15 protein-coding genes are annotated in these 15,682 nt (G+C 65.9%); 9 read left to right on the top strand and 6 right to left on the bottom strand.

What is annotated here, in order from left to right:
- Window positions 1-94 precede the first annotated feature (94 nt).
- Both argB and C5689_RS03165 read left to right on the top strand, forming a co-directional pair.
- Window positions 95-979 carry an acetylglutamate kinase gene (gene argB / locus C5689_RS03170; protein ID WP_108915814.1) on the top strand — a complete coding sequence of 295 codons (885 nt, stop codon included), beginning with the start codon at window positions 95-97 and terminating at the stop codon, window positions 977-979.
- 93 nt (window positions 980-1,072) lie between these two features.
- Window positions 1,073-1,807 carry a pyrimidine 5'-nucleotidase gene (locus C5689_RS03165; RefSeq protein ID WP_108915813.1) on the top strand — a complete coding sequence of 245 codons (735 nt, stop codon included), beginning with the start codon at window positions 1,073-1,075 and terminating at the stop codon, window positions 1,805-1,807.
- Window positions 1,808-1,824: 17 nt separating this feature from the next.
- On the opposite strand, the gene C5689_RS03160 is transcribed toward C5689_RS03165, so the two are convergent.
- Window positions 1,825-2,058, bottom strand: a complete 234-nt coding sequence (locus C5689_RS03160; RefSeq protein WP_108915812.1) for an AbrB/MazE/SpoVT family DNA-binding domain-containing protein — start codon at window positions 2,056-2,058, stop codon at window positions 1,825-1,827.
- Between the two features lie 201 nt (window positions 2,059-2,259).
- On the opposite strand from C5689_RS03160, the gene C5689_RS03155 reads away from it, so the two are divergent.
- From C5689_RS03155 to C5689_RS03145, 3 genes are all read left to right on the top strand, one after another.
- On the top strand, window positions 2,260-2,634 hold the full coding sequence (locus tag C5689_RS03155) for a hypothetical protein (RefSeq protein WP_108915811.1): 375 nt from the start codon (window positions 2,260-2,262) through the stop codon (window positions 2,632-2,634).
- Between the two features lie 85 nt (window positions 2,635-2,719).
- Window positions 2,720-4,996, top strand: coding sequence for a TonB-dependent receptor (locus C5689_RS03150; RefSeq protein ID WP_244594556.1), 2,277 nt, complete (start codon window positions 2,720-2,722; stop codon window positions 4,994-4,996).
- Between the two features lie 10 nt (window positions 4,997-5,006).
- Complete coding sequence (locus C5689_RS03145) at window positions 5,007-6,536, top strand: PepSY domain-containing protein (protein ID WP_108915809.1); 1,530 nt, start codon at window positions 5,007-5,009, stop codon at window positions 6,534-6,536.
- On the opposite strand, the gene C5689_RS03140 is transcribed toward C5689_RS03145, so the two are convergent.
- The gene (locus C5689_RS03140) at window positions 6,533-7,204 is read right to left on the bottom strand and encodes a pentapeptide repeat-containing protein (protein ID WP_108915808.1); all 672 of its coding nucleotides are present in this window, start codon (window positions 7,202-7,204) and stop codon (window positions 6,533-6,535) included. The genes C5689_RS03145 and C5689_RS03140 overlap by 4 nt on opposite strands.
- 258 nt (window positions 7,205-7,462) lie before the next feature.
- Here C5689_RS03140 and dapD point away from each other — a divergent pair, with 258 nt between their 5' ends.
- The 4 genes from dapD (at window position 7,463) to C5689_RS03120 (ending at window position 11,622) form a co-directional block, all read left to right on the top strand.
- Window positions 7,463-8,320: a 2,3,4,5-tetrahydropyridine-2,6-dicarboxylate N-succinyltransferase gene (gene dapD / locus C5689_RS03135; RefSeq protein WP_108915807.1), complete on the top strand. Its 858-nt coding sequence runs from the start codon at window positions 7,463-7,465 to the stop codon at window positions 8,318-8,320.
- A complete protein-coding gene (locus C5689_RS03130) occupies window positions 8,320-8,799 on the top strand; it encodes a hypothetical protein (protein WP_108915806.1) in 480 nt (159 codons plus the stop codon). The genes dapD and C5689_RS03130 overlap by 1 nt, the downstream gene beginning before the upstream one ends.
- A 444-nt stretch (window positions 8,800-9,243) precedes the next feature.
- Complete coding sequence (locus tag C5689_RS03125) at window positions 9,244-10,926, top strand: lysine--tRNA ligase (protein ID WP_108915805.1); 1,683 nt, start codon at window positions 9,244-9,246, stop codon at window positions 10,924-10,926.
- A 147-nt stretch (window positions 10,927-11,073) separates the two neighbouring features.
- Window positions 11,074-11,622: an RBBP9/YdeN family alpha/beta hydrolase gene (locus tag C5689_RS03120; RefSeq protein ID WP_108915804.1), complete on the top strand. Its 549-nt coding sequence runs from the start codon at window positions 11,074-11,076 to the stop codon at window positions 11,620-11,622.
- A gap of 90 nt (window positions 11,623-11,712) precedes the next feature.
- On the opposite strand, the gene C5689_RS03115 is transcribed toward C5689_RS03120, so the two are convergent.
- The 4 genes from C5689_RS03115 to C5689_RS03100 all read right to left on the bottom strand — a co-directional run bounded on the left by C5689_RS03115 (window position 11,713) and on the right by C5689_RS03100 (window position 15,679).
- Entirely contained in the window at window positions 11,713-12,450 is a 738-nt protein-coding gene (locus C5689_RS03115; RefSeq protein WP_108915803.1) for an ABC transporter ATP-binding protein, read from the bottom strand.
- Window positions 12,401-13,156, bottom strand: coding sequence for an ABC transporter permease (locus tag C5689_RS03110; protein ID WP_108915802.1), 756 nt, complete (start codon window positions 13,154-13,156; stop codon window positions 12,401-12,403). The genes C5689_RS03115 and C5689_RS03110 overlap by 50 nt, the downstream gene beginning before the upstream one ends.
- Window positions 13,153-14,136 carry an ABC transporter substrate-binding protein gene (locus C5689_RS03105; protein WP_167398676.1) on the bottom strand — a complete coding sequence of 328 codons (984 nt, stop codon included), beginning with the start codon at window positions 14,134-14,136 and terminating at the stop codon, window positions 13,153-13,155. Before C5689_RS03105 ends, C5689_RS03110 begins: the two co-directional genes overlap by 4 nt.
- Before the next feature lie 91 nt (window positions 14,137-14,227).
- On the bottom strand, window positions 14,228-15,679 hold the full coding sequence (locus C5689_RS03100) for a DUF3526 domain-containing protein (protein WP_108915800.1): 1,452 nt from the start codon (window positions 15,677-15,679) through the stop codon (window positions 14,228-14,230).
- Window positions 15,680-15,682: the final 3 nt, after the last annotated feature.

The following is a 15,682-nucleotide window of genomic DNA, read 5'->3' as shown; positions in this document are numbered from 1 at the left end:
CCCGAGCGCCTCCGGCGCTCAACCTCCCCCTCCAGGGGGAGGTGAGCGTCTGTCATTCGCTCGATTGGCGTGTTCTCTCACCACAGGCGGACCCATGACCGAGGATTCGGCCGACAGCGCGCTCCAGCAAGCCCGTATTCTGATGCAGGCGCTGCCCCATATGCTGCGCTATGACGAAGCGACAGTCGTGGTGAAATATGGCGGCCACGCCATGGGTGACGACAAGGTCGCGCGCGACTTCTCCCGCGACATGGTGCTGCTCGAGCAATCGGGCGTGAACCCCGTCGTGGTGCATGGCGGCGGCCCGCAGATCGGCGCCATGCTCGGCAAGCTCGGCATAAAATCCGAATTCGCCGATGGCCTGCGCGTCACCGACAAGGCGACGATGGAAATCGTCGAAATGGTGCTCGCCGGCTATATCAACAAGCAGATCGTCGGCTTCATCAATTCCGAGGGCGGCCGCGCCATCGGCCTCTGCGGCAAGGATGGCCGCATGGTGACGGCCGAGAAGCTCTCGCGCCCCAATCACGAGGACGGCAAGGCGATCGATCTCGGCTTCGTCGGCGAAGTGTCCAAGGTCGACACCACAGTGCTCGGCCAGCTGCTCGGCCGCGAGCTGATTCCCGTGCTCGCGCCAGTCGCGCAGGGCCTCGACGGCGAGACCTATAATATCAACGCCGACACTTTCGCCGGCGCCATCGCCGGCGCGCTCGGCGCCAAGCGGCTCTTGTTCCTCACCGACGTTCCCGGCGTGCTGGACAAGAACAAGCAGCTCATCAAGGAGCTGAAGGTCGAGGATATTCCAGGCCTCGTCGCCGACGGCACCATCACCGGCGGCATGATCCCCAAGGTCGAGACCTGCATGTATGCGATCGAGCGCGGCGTCGAAGGCGTCGTCATTCTCGACGGCAAGCTGCCTCATGCTGTGCTGATCGAGCTTTTGACCGACCATGGCGCCGGCACGCTGATAACGAGGTGAAGCGTTGACGGCGAAGCGCGTGGCGACGATGCGATCCTGGAGCCGCCTCACGGCTCCGGATCGCGTCGCCCCACGCACGGGGCGGCGCGCACGATGACGGAGCCCGCCGACGAGCCGCGCCTGCTGACCATCGCCAATCGCTTCGCCCATGTCGACACATGGGTCTTCGACCTCGACAACACGCTCTATCCGGCGTCGTCGGACCTCTGGCCGAAGATCGATCATCGAATCACTTTGTTCATGATCCGCCTGTTCGGCCTCGACGGAATGTCGTCGCGCGCGCTGCAGAAGCATTATTACAAGCATTACGGCACGACGCTGCGCGGGCTGATGACCGAGCATGGCGTCGACGCCGACGCATTTTTGAAATTCGTCCATGACATCGATCGCTCGTCGCTGCCGCCAAATCATTCGCTGGCGGCGGCGATCGCGGCGCTGCCGGGCCGCAAGCTCATCCTCACCAATGGCTCGCGCGAACATGCGCTCGATACGGCGAAGCAGCTCGCCATCGATCATATTTTCGAGGATGTGTTCGATATCGTCGCGGCCGATTTCATCGCCAAGCCGCATGAGGGCGCCTATGAGCGCTTCTTCGATCGCCACGCCATCGAGCCGAAGCGCTCCGCCCTTTTCGAGGACATAGCGCGCAATCTCATCATCCCCCATGCGCGCGGCATGACCACCGTGCTGGTGACGCCGGAAGCCGGCCATGAGGAAAAGCGCGAATCCTGGGAGATCGCCCATGGTCGCGAGCCGCATGTGGATTTTACGACCAATGATCTCGCGGGATTTTTAGAGGGGCTGACGGCGACGTCACAACCCCAGTAGAGGCCTGATCTTCGCCGTCATCGGACAGCAGGCGGCCCGAAGCTTTCCTCGTCATGCAGGTTTTCCGGCGTCACCCCGGCGAGTAGATCATCGAGAGAGCATTCGGGCGCTGTAAGCGGCTCGATCACAACGCGGCCGCCTTCGACGCGCAACTCGACAGTCTGGCCGATCTCGAGGCGCGCCTGCTCCATGACGGCCGAAGCTATGCGCACGGCTGCGGAGCTGCCCCATTTTTCGACGATCGCTCGCATCAGGAAACCTCGCTTATCTACAGCTTAGAAGCCTACGACCGGGACGCCGCGTCGTAGAGCCGATTTCCCATCCCGTTCAGAAACTGTCACATTTCCGCAACGGAGCGGCATTCTTTGCAACGTCGCCTTGACTGTAGAGCGCCCGCTCTCTTCAATGCGGCAATGATGCGAGCGGGGGCACATCGGCGTTTGAGAGCGAGCGTGATCGCGCGCGCGCTCGCCTGCTTGCTCATGCTGCAAGGCTTCATTGTCGCTGCGGGACCGAGTCTCGCCGAGCGAACGGCCGACGCCGCCGGCTGGAGCGAAGCTCATGCGCCGGCGACCGGGCGCTGCGCTGGCCAGAACGGCGCCGAAAATCCGCTGAGCGACCATTCCTCCTGCGAGCGCTGCATGTTCTGCACGCTCGGCGCACGCGGCGTCATGCCGACTCTCGCAGCGCTCTGGCGCCTTACGGCGGTCTCGCCGCCGGAACCGGATTCGCGCCTTGCGCCACGCAGCGCCGACGCCGCCCAACCCACGACGCCGCTCGGCTGGGCCAGCAGCTGGTCGTCGCGCGCGCCGCCTTCCCTCTCCTGATCCGAAACGAATCGCGGCTCTCTCGCCGCATCTTTCCATCGGAATCGCGCGCATGTTCGACGCGTCGCGCCAGGAGTCTTTGCCCATGTCTCGCAACGCCCTCATGCGCGGCGCATCCGCCGGCGCGCTGTCTTTCGTCGTCTTTTCATCCGCCGCAGCGCAGGAAGCCCTGCCCACCATCGACATCTCCGGCGAGCAGCGCCCCGTCGCCGGTCCCTCGCGCGGGAAATTGCAGCCGCCGAACGGCAAGCTGCAGCTCGATGTCGCCTCGCAGACCGGCAGCCGCCTCGGCCTGACGCCGCGCGAGACGCCCTCCTCCGTCTCCATCGTCGATCGCGCGACGATCGAGGCGCGCGGCGCGCAGACGACGCAGGAGGTTATTCAGCGAATGCCCGGCGTCGTCACCTCGGACCCGCCGGGCTCGGCCGGCGCGATCAGCCTGCGCGGCTTCGGCGCGTCGTCGGTGACGCAGATGTTCAACGGCATCACCGTGCAATATGACGCCATCGCCGGACGCCCCGTCGACAGCTGGCTCTACGACCGCATCGAGCTTCTCGGCGGCGCCTCCTCTTATCTCTACGGCCAGGGCGCCGTCGGCGGCGCGGTGAACTACGTCAGCAAGATCGCCACGCGCGGCGAAGAGCGCAATGAGGCGCTGCTGATGGGCGGCATGTGGTTCAACCGCCGCGCCTCCTATGGCTTCAACAAGCAGCTCGACGAGACTAATTGGCTGCAATTCGATCTGAGCTACAAGGGCTCGCAAGGCTGGGTCGAGAATTCCAATCACAATTCCGGCGCCGGCTCCATCTCCTGGCTCACCGATATCGCGCCCGGCCTCTCCAACACTGTCGCGGTGGAATTCCAGAGCGAGCAGCGCGACGCCTATTGGGGCACGCCGGTTCCGCGTCCGCTCGGCGGAACGGGCACGATTGCCTGGGGAACCTTCGGCCTGCCGGTTCTCGATCTCAAATTCGATCCCGGCGTGCGCTTCAAGAACTACAACAGCCTGAAGCCGGTCTTCGACCAGCAGGTGCTGTGGGTGCGCGATATTGCGGAATATAAGCTCGACGAGGAGACGAGCTTCAAAAACACCTTCTATCTCTATCGCGCCGACCGGCAATATCAAAACGTCGAATCCTATCGCTACGATGCGACCAACACGCTCATCGAGCGCAGCGGATCTTTCGCCACCCGGCACGTCCAGAGCCTCGTCGGCGACAGGCTGGAGGCGACGAATGCGACGACGCTATTCGGCCTCGAATCGAAGACGGTCGCGGGCATAGACTTTTCGCTCAATCAGCAGACGCGCAACGGAAGCCTCGAGTCGGGACTGGCCGTCGACACGGTCGAGCCCTATGGCTATTCGGCCTATAAGCTCTATCAGGACAATCCGGCGGCGACGAGCTATGTGGGCGACGCCCGCAGCAAGCTCTACACGCTGGCGCTCTTCGCCGAGAACCGGCTGTCGCTGACGCAGCAGCTACATCTCGTGACCGGCCTGCGCTGGGAGAAGATCAGCCTCGAGCGCTTCAATTACCGTATTCCGACCCTGCCCAGCGCCTCGAACCCTTATGGCAATCCCGCCTATTTCGGCAAAGGATACGAGCCGATCACCTGGCGCGCCGCGCTGATGTACGACGTGACCAAGGAGGCGAATGTCTACGTCTCCTACAGCACGGCGGCCGATCCGCCCTCTGGCATTCTGCTCACCAACAGCGCCGGCAATTTGCGCAATTTCGAGCTCACCACCGGCTGGCAGGTGGAGGCGGGAACGAAGCTCGATTTCTGGGAGGGCAGAGGCTCGGCGACCGTCGCCGGCTATTTCATCGAGCGCAGCAATCTGACGACTTCCGATCCCGCCAATCCCAACAATGTCATCAATGTCGGTAAGCAATCGTCGAATGGCATAGAGGCCAATGTCGGCGTGCAGGTGTTGGATAATCTCAGCGTGCAGGGCAACGCCGCCTGGATCAATCCGAAATTCGAATCCTTCGAGGAGGCGGCGACGATCGCCGGAACGACGCTGCGCGTGTCGCGCGCCGGCAATCGGCCGACCAATATGGCGCGCTGGATCGCCAATGGCTGGATCACCTGGGATTTCCTGCCCGATTGGCAGGCGACCTTCGCGGCGCGCTTCGTCGGCGATCGCTTCGCCGACAACGCCAATACGATGCGCATACCGGCCTTTACGACCTTCGACGCCGGCCTCTCCTGGCGCATAACGCCGAACGCCAAGCTGACCGCCATGCTGAAGAACATGACCGACGCCGCTTATGTCGAGTGGGCGACGGGCGGCACTGGACCGCTACTGCGGCTCGGCCAGCCGCGCACTTTCGAATTGTCGCTGAAGATGACCTTCTGAGGAGGCGGACATGAAGAGATATCTCTATCTCGCTCATCGCTGGCTCGGGATCGGGCTCTGTCTCTTCATGGCCATGTGGTTCTTTTCGGGCGTCGTCATGATGTATGTCGGCTATCCGAAGCTCTTGCCGTCGGAGCGGCTGGCGGCGCTGCCGCCGCTCGATGCGGCCGCGAGCGGCGTCGATCTCTCTCGCGCTTTCGCCGCCGCGGGAGAGGGCGGCGCGCCACAATCCGTCCGCCTCACCCGCATCGCCGGCGCGCCGACTTTCATTTTCGAGCGGCGCGCGAAGGACAGCGGCCCGCAATTCACGGCGGTGCGCGCCAGCGACGGCGCGCGCGTGACCCGCGTTTCAGAAGAAAACGCCATCGCCGCCGCGCGCGCCTTTCTCGACGGCGAGGCGAGCTATGACGGCGTCATCGTCGAAGACCAATGGACGCATTCCAAAGGTCTCGACGGTCTGCGCCCATTGCACCGCGTCTTCATGTCGGATGTGGATTCGACGCTGCTCTATGTCTCCTCCGTCACCGGCGAAGTGGTCCGCGACGCGACGCGAACGGAACGTCTGTGGAACTGGGCCGGCGCCTGGATCCATTGGCTCTATCCGTTTCGCGGCGGCTGGTTCGAGGCCTATTGGCACGATATCGTCGTCTATTCCTCGCTCATCGGAACCGTGCTCGCCGTCACCGGCCTCGTCGTCGGAGTGATGCGCTGGCGCTTTCGCGCGCCCTATAAGACCGGCGCGCGCACGCCCTATCGCGAAGGCATGATGAAATGGCACCATATCGTCGGCCTCATCGGCGGCGCGACGGCGGTCACTTTCGTGTTCAGCGGCATGATGTCGGTGAACCCTTGGAAAATCTTCGAGACCAAATCGGCCTTCGACGCCAAGCCCTATTATGGCGGCGCGCTCGCGCCCGAACGATTCCGTCTTTCCATCGCGCAAGCGCTGACGAAATTCGCCGATGACGGCCTCGCAACGCGCGAGCTCGAGCTGCGCGTCATCGACGGCGCCGGATATTATGTCGGCTTTGGCGCCGGCGGCGCGACGCGCATCTTGCGCGCGGAGGCCGACGCCGCCCCCGCCTTCACCCTGCCATTCGACGAATTGAAACGGCTCGGCGCGCGGCTCGTGCCCAGCGCGAAGATCACCGCCGCGACCGTCATGGAGACCTACGACTTCTATTATTTCGCGCGCGCGCCACACACGATGCATGGCGATGTCGACAAGCGCCTGCCTGTGCTGCGGCTCGAGTTCGACGACGCCGCCGGAACCTGGGCGCATATCGACCCGCATACGGGCGCCGTGCTCGGCAAGCTGGATTCCGGGCGCCGCACGAGCCGCTGGCTGTTCGCCTTTCTGCACAGCTGGGACGCGCCGGCGCTGCTCGCGGCGCGGCCCTTGTGGGATGCGCTCATGCTGGCGCTCAATGGCGCGGGCTTTGCGCTCAGCGTCACCGGAATCGTCATCGGCTGGCGACGGCTCAAGCGTAAGCTCGGCGAGCGCCGGGCGCCGGCTCTGGCGGTCCCGCGCAGGGCCTAGCGCCCGACGCCCGCCGGCAGCCGCGCGCTGTCGAGATCGGCGCCGTGGAAGCTCGCGCCTGTGACATCGGCGCCCGAGAGATCGGCGTCGCCGAGCTTGGCATGATCGAGCCGCGCATTGCGCAGGCTCGCGCCGGCAAAGCGCGCCGAGGCCAGCACCGCATGGGTGAGATTGGCGCCGGTCAGATCGGCGCCGTCGAAGATCGCGGCGGTGAGATCGGCGCGCACCGGGACCATGCCCTGATTCGCAGGATCGGCGCCGAGGTCGGCCTCGACGAGCTTCGCCTTCGCGAAGCGCGCGCCGCGGCCGCCGCCGATGATGCGGGCGCGCGTCAGATCGGCGCCGGAAAAATCCGCCTCGTCGAGAATAGCCGCATAGAGGATCGCGCCGGAAAGATCGGCGCCCGACAGATCGGCCTCGCGCAGATCGGCGCGAGTGAGATTGGCCTCGCCGAGCCTTGCGCCGACGAGCTTCGCCCCGGCGAGCCGCGTGGCGAAGAGATCGGCGCGTCGAAGATCGAGCCCCGAGAGATCGAGGCCGGAGAGGTCGAGATCGGTGAGCGCCACTGGCTTTCCGGCGGAAGCGGCGATCAGCTGCTCTATATCGGCGCGGCTTCGGTCCGCCGCCGCGGCCGCCGGCGGCATGAGAATCAGGAGGACGGCGGCCAAAAGGCGTCTCGCTCGGGCCGAGGACATGGTGAAGGCTCCCTCGCTCTGCGTCGCTTCTGTGGCGACGGCGGGCGAGCCTACCCCCGCCACGCGTCCACGGCCGCGGGAAAGAATGCGCCGCAGGCAGGAAAGACGTCCCGCCGCCGACGCGGCGATAGGCCCTATTTCCGCGATTGACAGGGCGGCGGCCTTGCCGCCTATAGCCCTGACCCTTTCTGCGGGCCGCCTGCCCGCGACCTCTCGGAGCTGGACGATTTCATGCCGCACACTGGTCTCGAGAACCTCATCACCACCGCCTTCGAAGACAGGGCCAATATCGACGCCTCCACGCAGGGCGACATTCGCCACGCGGTCGAGAGCGCGCTGCGTCTGCTCGATTCGGGCAAGCTGCGCGTCGCCGAGAAGGTCGAGGGCGCGACCGGCCCCGGCTCCTGGAAGGTCAATCAATGGCTGAAGAAGGCGGTCCTCCTCTCCTTCCGCCTCAATGATATGAGCGTGATCGAGGGCGGTCCCGGCGGCGCGAGCTGGTGGGACAAGGTTCCCTCCAAATTCGCCGGCTGGGGCGCGGCCGAGCATAAGGCCGCGGGCTTTCGCTCCGTGCCGGGCGCGATCGTGCGTCACTCCGCCTTCGTCGCGCCGGGCGTGATTCTGATGCCCTCCTTCGTCAATCTCGGCGCCCATGTGGACGCCGGGACCATGGTCGACACTTGGGCGACGGTCGGCTCCTGCGCGCAGATCGGCAAGAATGTGCATCTTTCCGGCGGCGTCGGCATCGGCGGCGTGCTGGAGCCGCTGCAGGCCGGCCCCACCATCATCGAGGACGATTGCTTCATCGGCGCGCGCTCGGAGATCGTCGAGGGCGTCGTCGTCGGCCAAGGCTCGGTGATTTCCATGGGCGTCTTCATCGGCGCCTCGACCAAGGTAATCGACCGCGCCACCGGCCAGATTCACATCGGCTATGTGCCGCCCTATTCGGTGGTGGTGTCGGGCAATCTGCCGGGCAAGCCGCTGCCGGACGGCTCGGCCGGGCCGTCGCTCTATTGCGCCGTCATTGTGAAGACCGTCGACGCGCAGACGCGCGGCAAGACGGCGATCAACGAGCTGCTGAGGGACTGATGGAGCTTCCCTCGCGCGAGCGCCTGAGCTTCCTCTATCGCACGGAGGAGGGAAGCCTCGACCGCGCCGGCTGGCGCTGCGGCGCAGCCGGCCTCCTCGCCGCGCTCGTCCCGCTGACGCTGATCTGGCTGGCGCTCTTCCCCTATACGGATCACGACCTCGCGAAGGACCCGTTCTTCGTTTGGCAGACGGTGGCCGCCTACGCCTATCTCACCTTCTATGCGCTGGCGATTCTGCTGATCGCGGTGAGCTTCGTGAATCTCTCGGCCAAGCGCTTCCGCGCGCTCGGCCGTCCCGCGCCGCTGCTGCTGGCCGGACTCCCGCCCTTCGTCGCGCTGGTGGCGGGCGCCATGCACTGGCTGCAGCCGCGCGTCGCCGAGGTGATGCCCTATTGGCCCGTGGCGCTCACGGATGTCGCGCTCGCCGCGGTCGCGCTGTGGACGGGATACGAGCTGGGGGTGAGGGAAGGCAGGGAGTAGGGAGTCGCTGTGTTATGAAGTGCTTTCTCATTTCGGAATAAAAGCGACGAAAGCGAACGTGAGGTTTCCATGTCGGTCTTTAAAGGATCCACAATCGATTGGTATACGGATTCAGGAATAGTAAGAAACCATTCCTGTGAAGCAAGAATTGATGGGCCGAGTATTGTCATTTCATTTCGCTACGAAAACATAAATTACGTTTGCTTTGGCCATGAAATCGCTGCAGGCCACTTTGACTTAAGGATTCCGCTCAAAAAGTGAAGGCCACTCTCCATATGAAGCCAGATGACGACGTGTTGGAGGGATGGTGGCTCGAAGGTGGCCGCGATTGTATGTGGCGGATAACTTTAGACGAATAGAGATCCTCGTCCCCCCGCGCGTTGACGCCTCCGCCCGGCGCCCATAGTGTGCGCCCCTCTTCGCAACCGCAACAAAAGCCGCATCATGCCCACGTCCGAGCCATTGCCCGCCGATCTCCTCGAAGCCGCCCGCGTCTCGCCGGCCTGGCCGTTCGAAGAGGCGCGCAAGCTCGTCAAACGTGTGGCCGAGACCGGCCAGACCAAAGTTCTGTTCGAGACCGGCTATGGCCCCTCCGGCCTGCCGCATATCGGCACCTTCGGCGAGGTGGCGCGCACCTCCATGGTGCGCCACGCCTTCGAAGTGCTGACCGAGGGAAAGATCGAGACGCGCCTGCTCGCCTTCTCGGACGATATGGACGGGCTGCGCAAAGTGCCCGACAATATCCCCAATAAGGAGCTGGTCCGCGCCCATCTCGGCAAGCCGCTGACCAAGGTGCCGGACCCGTTCGGCACGCATGAGAGCTTCGGCGCGCACAACAATGCGCGGCTGCGCGCCTTTCTCGACGCTTTCGGCTTCCGCTACGAATTCGCCTCCTCGACGGACTATTACGCCTCGGGCCGCTTCGACGCGGCGCTGCTGCATATGCTGGCGCGCTATGAGGAGGTGATGAAGATCATGCTGCCGACCTTCCGCGAGGAGCGCGCGGCGACATATTCCCCATTCCTGCCGATTCACCCGCATACGGGAATCGTCATGCAGGTTCCGCTCGATTCCATCGACGCCACAGCGGGCACCATCTCCTGGCGCGATCCCGAGAGCGGCGAAGCCTTCGTCACGCCCGTCACCGGCGGCCATTGCAAGCTGCAGTGGAAGCCCGATTGGGCGATGCGCTGGTATGCGCTCTCCGTCGATTACGAGATGGCCGGCAAGGACCTCATCGATTCAGTGAAGCTGTCCTCGGCCATCGTGCGCGCGCTCGGCGGCCGCCCGCCGGAGGGCTTCAATTACGAGCTCTTCCTCGACGAGAAGGGCCAGAAGATTTCCAAGTCCAAGGGCAATGGTCTGACGATCGAGGAGTGGCTGACCTACGCCAGCCCGGAGAGCCTCGCGCAATTCATGTTTCAAAAGCCGAGCGCGGCGAAGAAGCTCTATTTCGACGTCATTCCGCGCAATGTCGACGATTACCTCTCCTTCCTCGAGGCCTATCAGCGGCAGGCGTGGAAGGAGCGGCTCGGCAATCCGGCGTGGCACATTCACTTCGGCGCGCCGCCGGCGCCGGAGACGCTCGCCCATGACGGCGACGCCAAGGGGACGGCAATCTCCTTCTCCATGCTGCTCAATCTGGCGACCGTCGCCAATGCCGAAGATTCGTCGGTGCTGTGGGGCTTTCTGCGCCGCTATGCGCCGAATGTGTCGCCGCAGAATCATCCGCGTCTGGACAAGCTCGTTGGCTATGCGGTTGCTTACTTTCGCGATTTCGTGCGGCCGGCGAAAAAATATCGCGCCGCCGACGATGTGGAGCGCGACGTGCTGACGACTTTGTCGGAGACGCTGGCGTCGCTGCCGAAAGACGCCAGCGCCGAGGATATTCAGACCGCCCTCTATGACGTCGCGCGCGCCGTGCCGCGCTATCAGGATTTGAAGGCGAAAGGCGCGACGCCGGAGCGGCCGGGCGTGTCGAATGATTTCTTCAACATGCTCTATGAGGTTCTGCTCGGCGAGAGCCGCGGCCCGCGCTTCGGCTCCTTCGTCGCGCTGTTCGGCGTGGAGGAGACGCGCGGCCTCATCGCCAAGGCGCTCGCCGGGGAGTTGACGAAGGCCGCTTAGGCCGCCGCTGGCTTCGGCTGTCATTGCGAGCGAAGCGAAGCAATCCAGAAGCCATGAGGCGGCCTCTGGATCGCTTCTTCGCTTCGCTCCTTCGCTTCGCTCCTCGCGATGACGATGTCCTAGAGCAAGGGAACAGGAGCGACGAACATGCGCGCTGCGGATGCGGATATTCTGATCCTGCCGGGGCTGGGCGGCTCCGGCCTCGAGCACTGGCAAACGCGCTGGGCGAAGAAGCTCTCCACCGCGCGCTGCGTGGCGCAGGCGGATTTCGATGCGCCGCGCTTTCCCGATTGGATCGAGAGCATAGAGCGCGAGATCGCCGCGGCGACGCGCCCCGTGGTGCTGGTCACGCATTCGCTCGGCGGCATAGCGGCGCTGCATGTCGCCGCGCGCGGCAGCGACAAGATCGCCGCCGGCTTCCTCGTCGCGCCGCCCTCCGAGCGCGCGATCGCCGAGCTGACGGCGATCGATCCCGCCTTTCTGCCGATTCCGCGCGAGCGGCTGCGCTTTCCCGCGCTTCTCGTCGCCAGTTCCGACGATCCTAATGCGGAGGCGGATTTCTCGAGGGTCTTGGCGCAGGACATAGGCGCGGAGCTGGTGGACGCCGGCGCGGCCGGACACATCAACGCCGATAGCGGCCATGGGCCTTGGCCCGAGGGCTCGCTGCGCTTCGCGGGCTTTCTGTCGAAGCTGTAGCGTCCCCTCCCTCACCCTCCCCCCTAGCGCGGGAGAGGATAGGCGGCAGGCGTCGCGCGAATTCTCCGTGAAGCGAAGCGGGGGAGGGCGTCAGCACCCACGCATCGCCTCGATCTCCTTGCGCGCCCGCGCTTCCAGCGCATCGGCGACGTCCTTCGTCATCAGCTTGCGCGGCGTCGTCACGTTGAGCGTCGCGCCGACGCGCGAAGGGCGCGGCGACAGAAGAAAAATTACGTCGGCGAGCTCGATCGCCTCGCGCAGATCATGGGTAACGATCAGCGTCGTCACATGGCGCTCGTCGATCAGCACGGCGATGCGCGCGCGCAGATCGCGCGCCAGCGCGTCGTCGAGCGAGACGAAAGGCTCGTCCAGCAGCAGCAGATCGGGCTCGATCGCCAGCGCCCGCGCAATGGCGACGCGGCGCGCGAGGCCGAGCGACAATTCGCCGGGGAAATGGCGCGCATGTTCGGAAAGCTCGAGCGCGGCGAGCAGAGCGGCGAGCGCCTCCTCGCTGGCCTGCGGCGCGGCGATGCGCAGATTGTCGATGACGCTGCGCCAGGGCAGAAGGCGCGGCTCTTGAAACACCATGCCGAGCCGCCCGCCCGCAGGAAGCGTCACCTCACCGGAAAATTCCGTGTCGAGCCCGGCGATGATGCGCAGCAATGTCGTCTTGCCGCAGCCGGACGGGCCGACGACCGCGCCGGCGCGGCCGACGGGAAGCGAAAGCACGAAGTTTTCGAGCGCCCGCTGCGGCCGGGCGCCGGCGCTCGAATAATCCTTATGCGAAACCCTGACCTCGAGCAGGGCGGCGGCGCCATCGCGAGACATGTCGTTCAAAGGGCTGCACCAGGAGAGTTTCGACGGCGAGCATCAGCAGGACGAAGGGAATCGCATAGGCGAGCAGCAAACGCACGTCGAAAAGCTGAAACGCCATATTGATCTCGAAGCCGACGCCATTGGAGCGGCCGATCAGCTCCACCACCAGCACGATCTTCCAGACCAGCGAGAGGCCCGAGCGCGTCGCCGCCGCGATATAGGGCGCGAGCTGCGGCAAGACGATATGCCGCAGCCGCGCGGCCGGGCGCAGGCGGAAGACATCGGCCATCTCATCCAGCTCGTGGTCGAGCGCGCGGGCGCCCTCCCGCATCACGACGATGGCGTTGGGCAGCTTGTTGAGCGCCACCGCGCCCACCGCCGCCGCCTCGGTGAGGCCGGCCCAGAGATAGGCCAGCACGATGACGACCAGCGCCGGCAGATTGAGGAGAATGACCAGCCATGGATCGAACAGCCGATCCAGCGCCGGCCGTCGTCCCATGGCGTAGCCGAGCGCGGCGCCCAGACTCATGGCCAGCAGAAAAGCGGCGGCGACGCGCGCCAGTGTCGCCGCGAGATTGGTGAACAGCGCGCCGCTCTCGGCCTCATGCGCGATCGCCTCGAAGACAGGCAGCGGCCCCGGCAGGCGGCGCGGATCGGAAAACAGCGCCGCGCCCTGCCAGAACGCCAGCAGCAGCGCCAGCGACAGGAGGCGGATCACCGCACCGCGCTCGCCGCGGGCTCGTAGAAAGTGCCCGCGGGCAAGGTTTTCGCCGAGCCGACCAGCGCTGCGCCGCCGATCTCCGCGAGAGTGGCGTAGAGCCCCGCGGCGTCCTCCCGCTCCTCCGCGACGCTGCGGGCAGGAATGCCCTCCACATAGCTCTTGCGATAGAGCGCGAGCACGGCGGGGTCCTTGGTCGGAATGCGTTGCATGGCGACGCGCCAGGCGGCGTCGGAGGCGGCGATCAGATGGCGCGCCTTGTCGATCATGGCGAAGAAGCGGAGCAGCGGCGCGGGGCTTTTCGCGGCGAAGCCCTCGTCGAACACATAGCCGGTGACGACCGGCGCGCCCTTGGCGCCGAGCGCCGTCTCCACCTTGCGCAGATCGATGACGCGGGAGAGGCCGCGCGCCTCGAGATCGGCGGCGAAATTCCAGAATTCGAGCGCGGCGTCCAGCTCGCCCTCGGCGGCTTTCTCGGCGATGAGCGGCGGCGCGCCGTAAACGATGATCGCCGATTTGGTGAGATCGACGCCCTGACGTTGCGCATAGGCGCGCAGCAGCAGCCAGCTCTTGTCGAGCGGGCCGCCGGCGACGCCGAGCTTCTTGCCGGCGAGATCGGCGACGCTCTTCACCGCTTTGTCGCGCGCCATCAGCGCGCCTATGGCGGTGGAGTGCGGATAGAAGGTGAGCTTGGCGCCGTCGGCGCGCTGGCGCGCCACCCACAGCCAGTCGGAGACGACGATATCGACGGAGCTGCTCTGAATGGCGATCTTGGCGGCGTCGGTGTTGGCGAGCTCTGTGACCGTCAGCTCGAGCCCCGCCTCCTTATCGAGCCCGAAGGCGGAGACGACGGTGAGCTCCCAAACGCCCGAGCCGGTCTTCTGCAGCCCGAGGCGGAGCCGGTCGGCCGCGCGCGCCGGCGCGACGGCGAGAAGCGCGACCAGCGCCGCGAGCAGGAGCTTTTGGAAGATCGATCGCAAGACGAATCCCGCCTGTTTGGTTATTCCCTCACGAGGCAGGATAGCACAATTCGCGGAGCGGGCGCGCAAAACGCCCGCGACGCAGCGTCGCTCACGCCGCCTTGCAGCGCCGCAGCCCCCGCCACGCCAGCACGGCGAGCAGCAGAGCCGGCAGCCCGACGCCGGCCGCGAGCGCCGAGGCGACGCCGGCCGAAGCGCTCGCCACATCCGCGCTCGCGGAGAAGCGCGGCAGAGCGGCGTAATCGGCCTGTGTCAGCGCTTGGCCGGCATGGGCGCGCGACCAGAAGAAATCGCGCCAGCGCTTGTGGAAGTCATCGAGCCGCGCGGAGAATTCCGCATAGCGGCGGTCGCCCGCGCCGGCGATATCGGCGACCGAGCGATACATCAGCAGCGCCGGCGAGAGAAAGGACAATTGATCGGCGAGCGCGCGCTGGCGGGCGAGCTGCGCCTCGTGACGCGCCATCACTTCCTCGACGCGGGCGTTGGCCGTCTCCAGCGCGGCGAGGCGGCGAATGGTGCGCTCCTTGGCGTCGCCCAGCTTCATCTCCGTCGCCGTGGCGTCGGGGTGCTCCTCGGCGTAGCGGGCGAGAGCGGCGTCGCGCTCGCGATCGGCGTCGGTCGTGGCGGCGCGCGCGGCCAGCGTCATTTCCGAGCGGGAAGGCGCTGGATAGAGCGCGTCGGCGAGCGTGTTGACGGCGGCGGGCGCGATCATTGTGAGGCCGGCCCAGACGGCGATGAGCGCCAGCGCATTATAGGCGGAGCTTTTGCCGAAACTGTCGACGACGGCCGCGAGCAACGCCCAAAAGGCGCCATAGGCGAAGATCGCCGCGATGAGCAGCGCGAAGGCGCAGGAAGCGAAGGGCTCGGCCCCACGCAGCAGATAGACGCCGGCGCAGGTCGCCGCGATCATCGCCAATATCGGCAGGCCGGCCCGCGCCGCGAGCTTGCCGAGCAGAACGGCGGTCGGGCTCTCCGCGCTGGCGAGCTTCAGAGCGAGCGTGCCCTTCTCGCGCTCGCCGGCCGAAAGATCGAAGCAGAGCGCGAGAATCGCCAGAGGAAAGACGAAGACCAGCACGAAGGAGAGATCGATCGAGCCGCTGGCGAGATGCGCCGGATTCTCGATCTCATCGGCGAAGAGGAAACTGTCCTTGGTCCCGCTCGTCACTTTGAGCGCGGCGGGGAAAAGATCGCTCTGCCCTGTGGCGACGATCGCGAGCGGGGTCGGCTCCAACGCCGCCACCGCCGCCGCAGAGCCGCCGCCGACGAAGACCGCGTTGCGCGGATCGCGATAGGGCGGCGTCTCGCCCTTCACACGGCCGGCGTCCAAATCGGCGAGCGTCTTGCGCAATGAATCGAGACGCAGAGTCTCGTCGCGCCGCGCATCCTCTATCGCCGCTTTTTGCGCGGCGATGCGCTCGGCGCCGTCGAAAAAGGCGAGCGCGCTCATTGTCGCGATCGCCGCGAGCACGGCCCATGCGGCGGCGTCGCGCCGCAGAAGCCGCCATTCGAACCGCCATGCGGCGAGAAATGCAGAGAGAGTCATGGC

This window comes from Methylosinus sporium (genome assembly GCF_003113265.1).
GTDB lineage: Bacteria > Pseudomonadota > Alphaproteobacteria > Rhizobiales > Beijerinckiaceae > Methylosinus > Methylosinus sporium.
The sequence above is the reverse complement of the archived record's forward strand: the minus strand, read 5'-3'. Positions and strand labels throughout refer to the sequence as shown.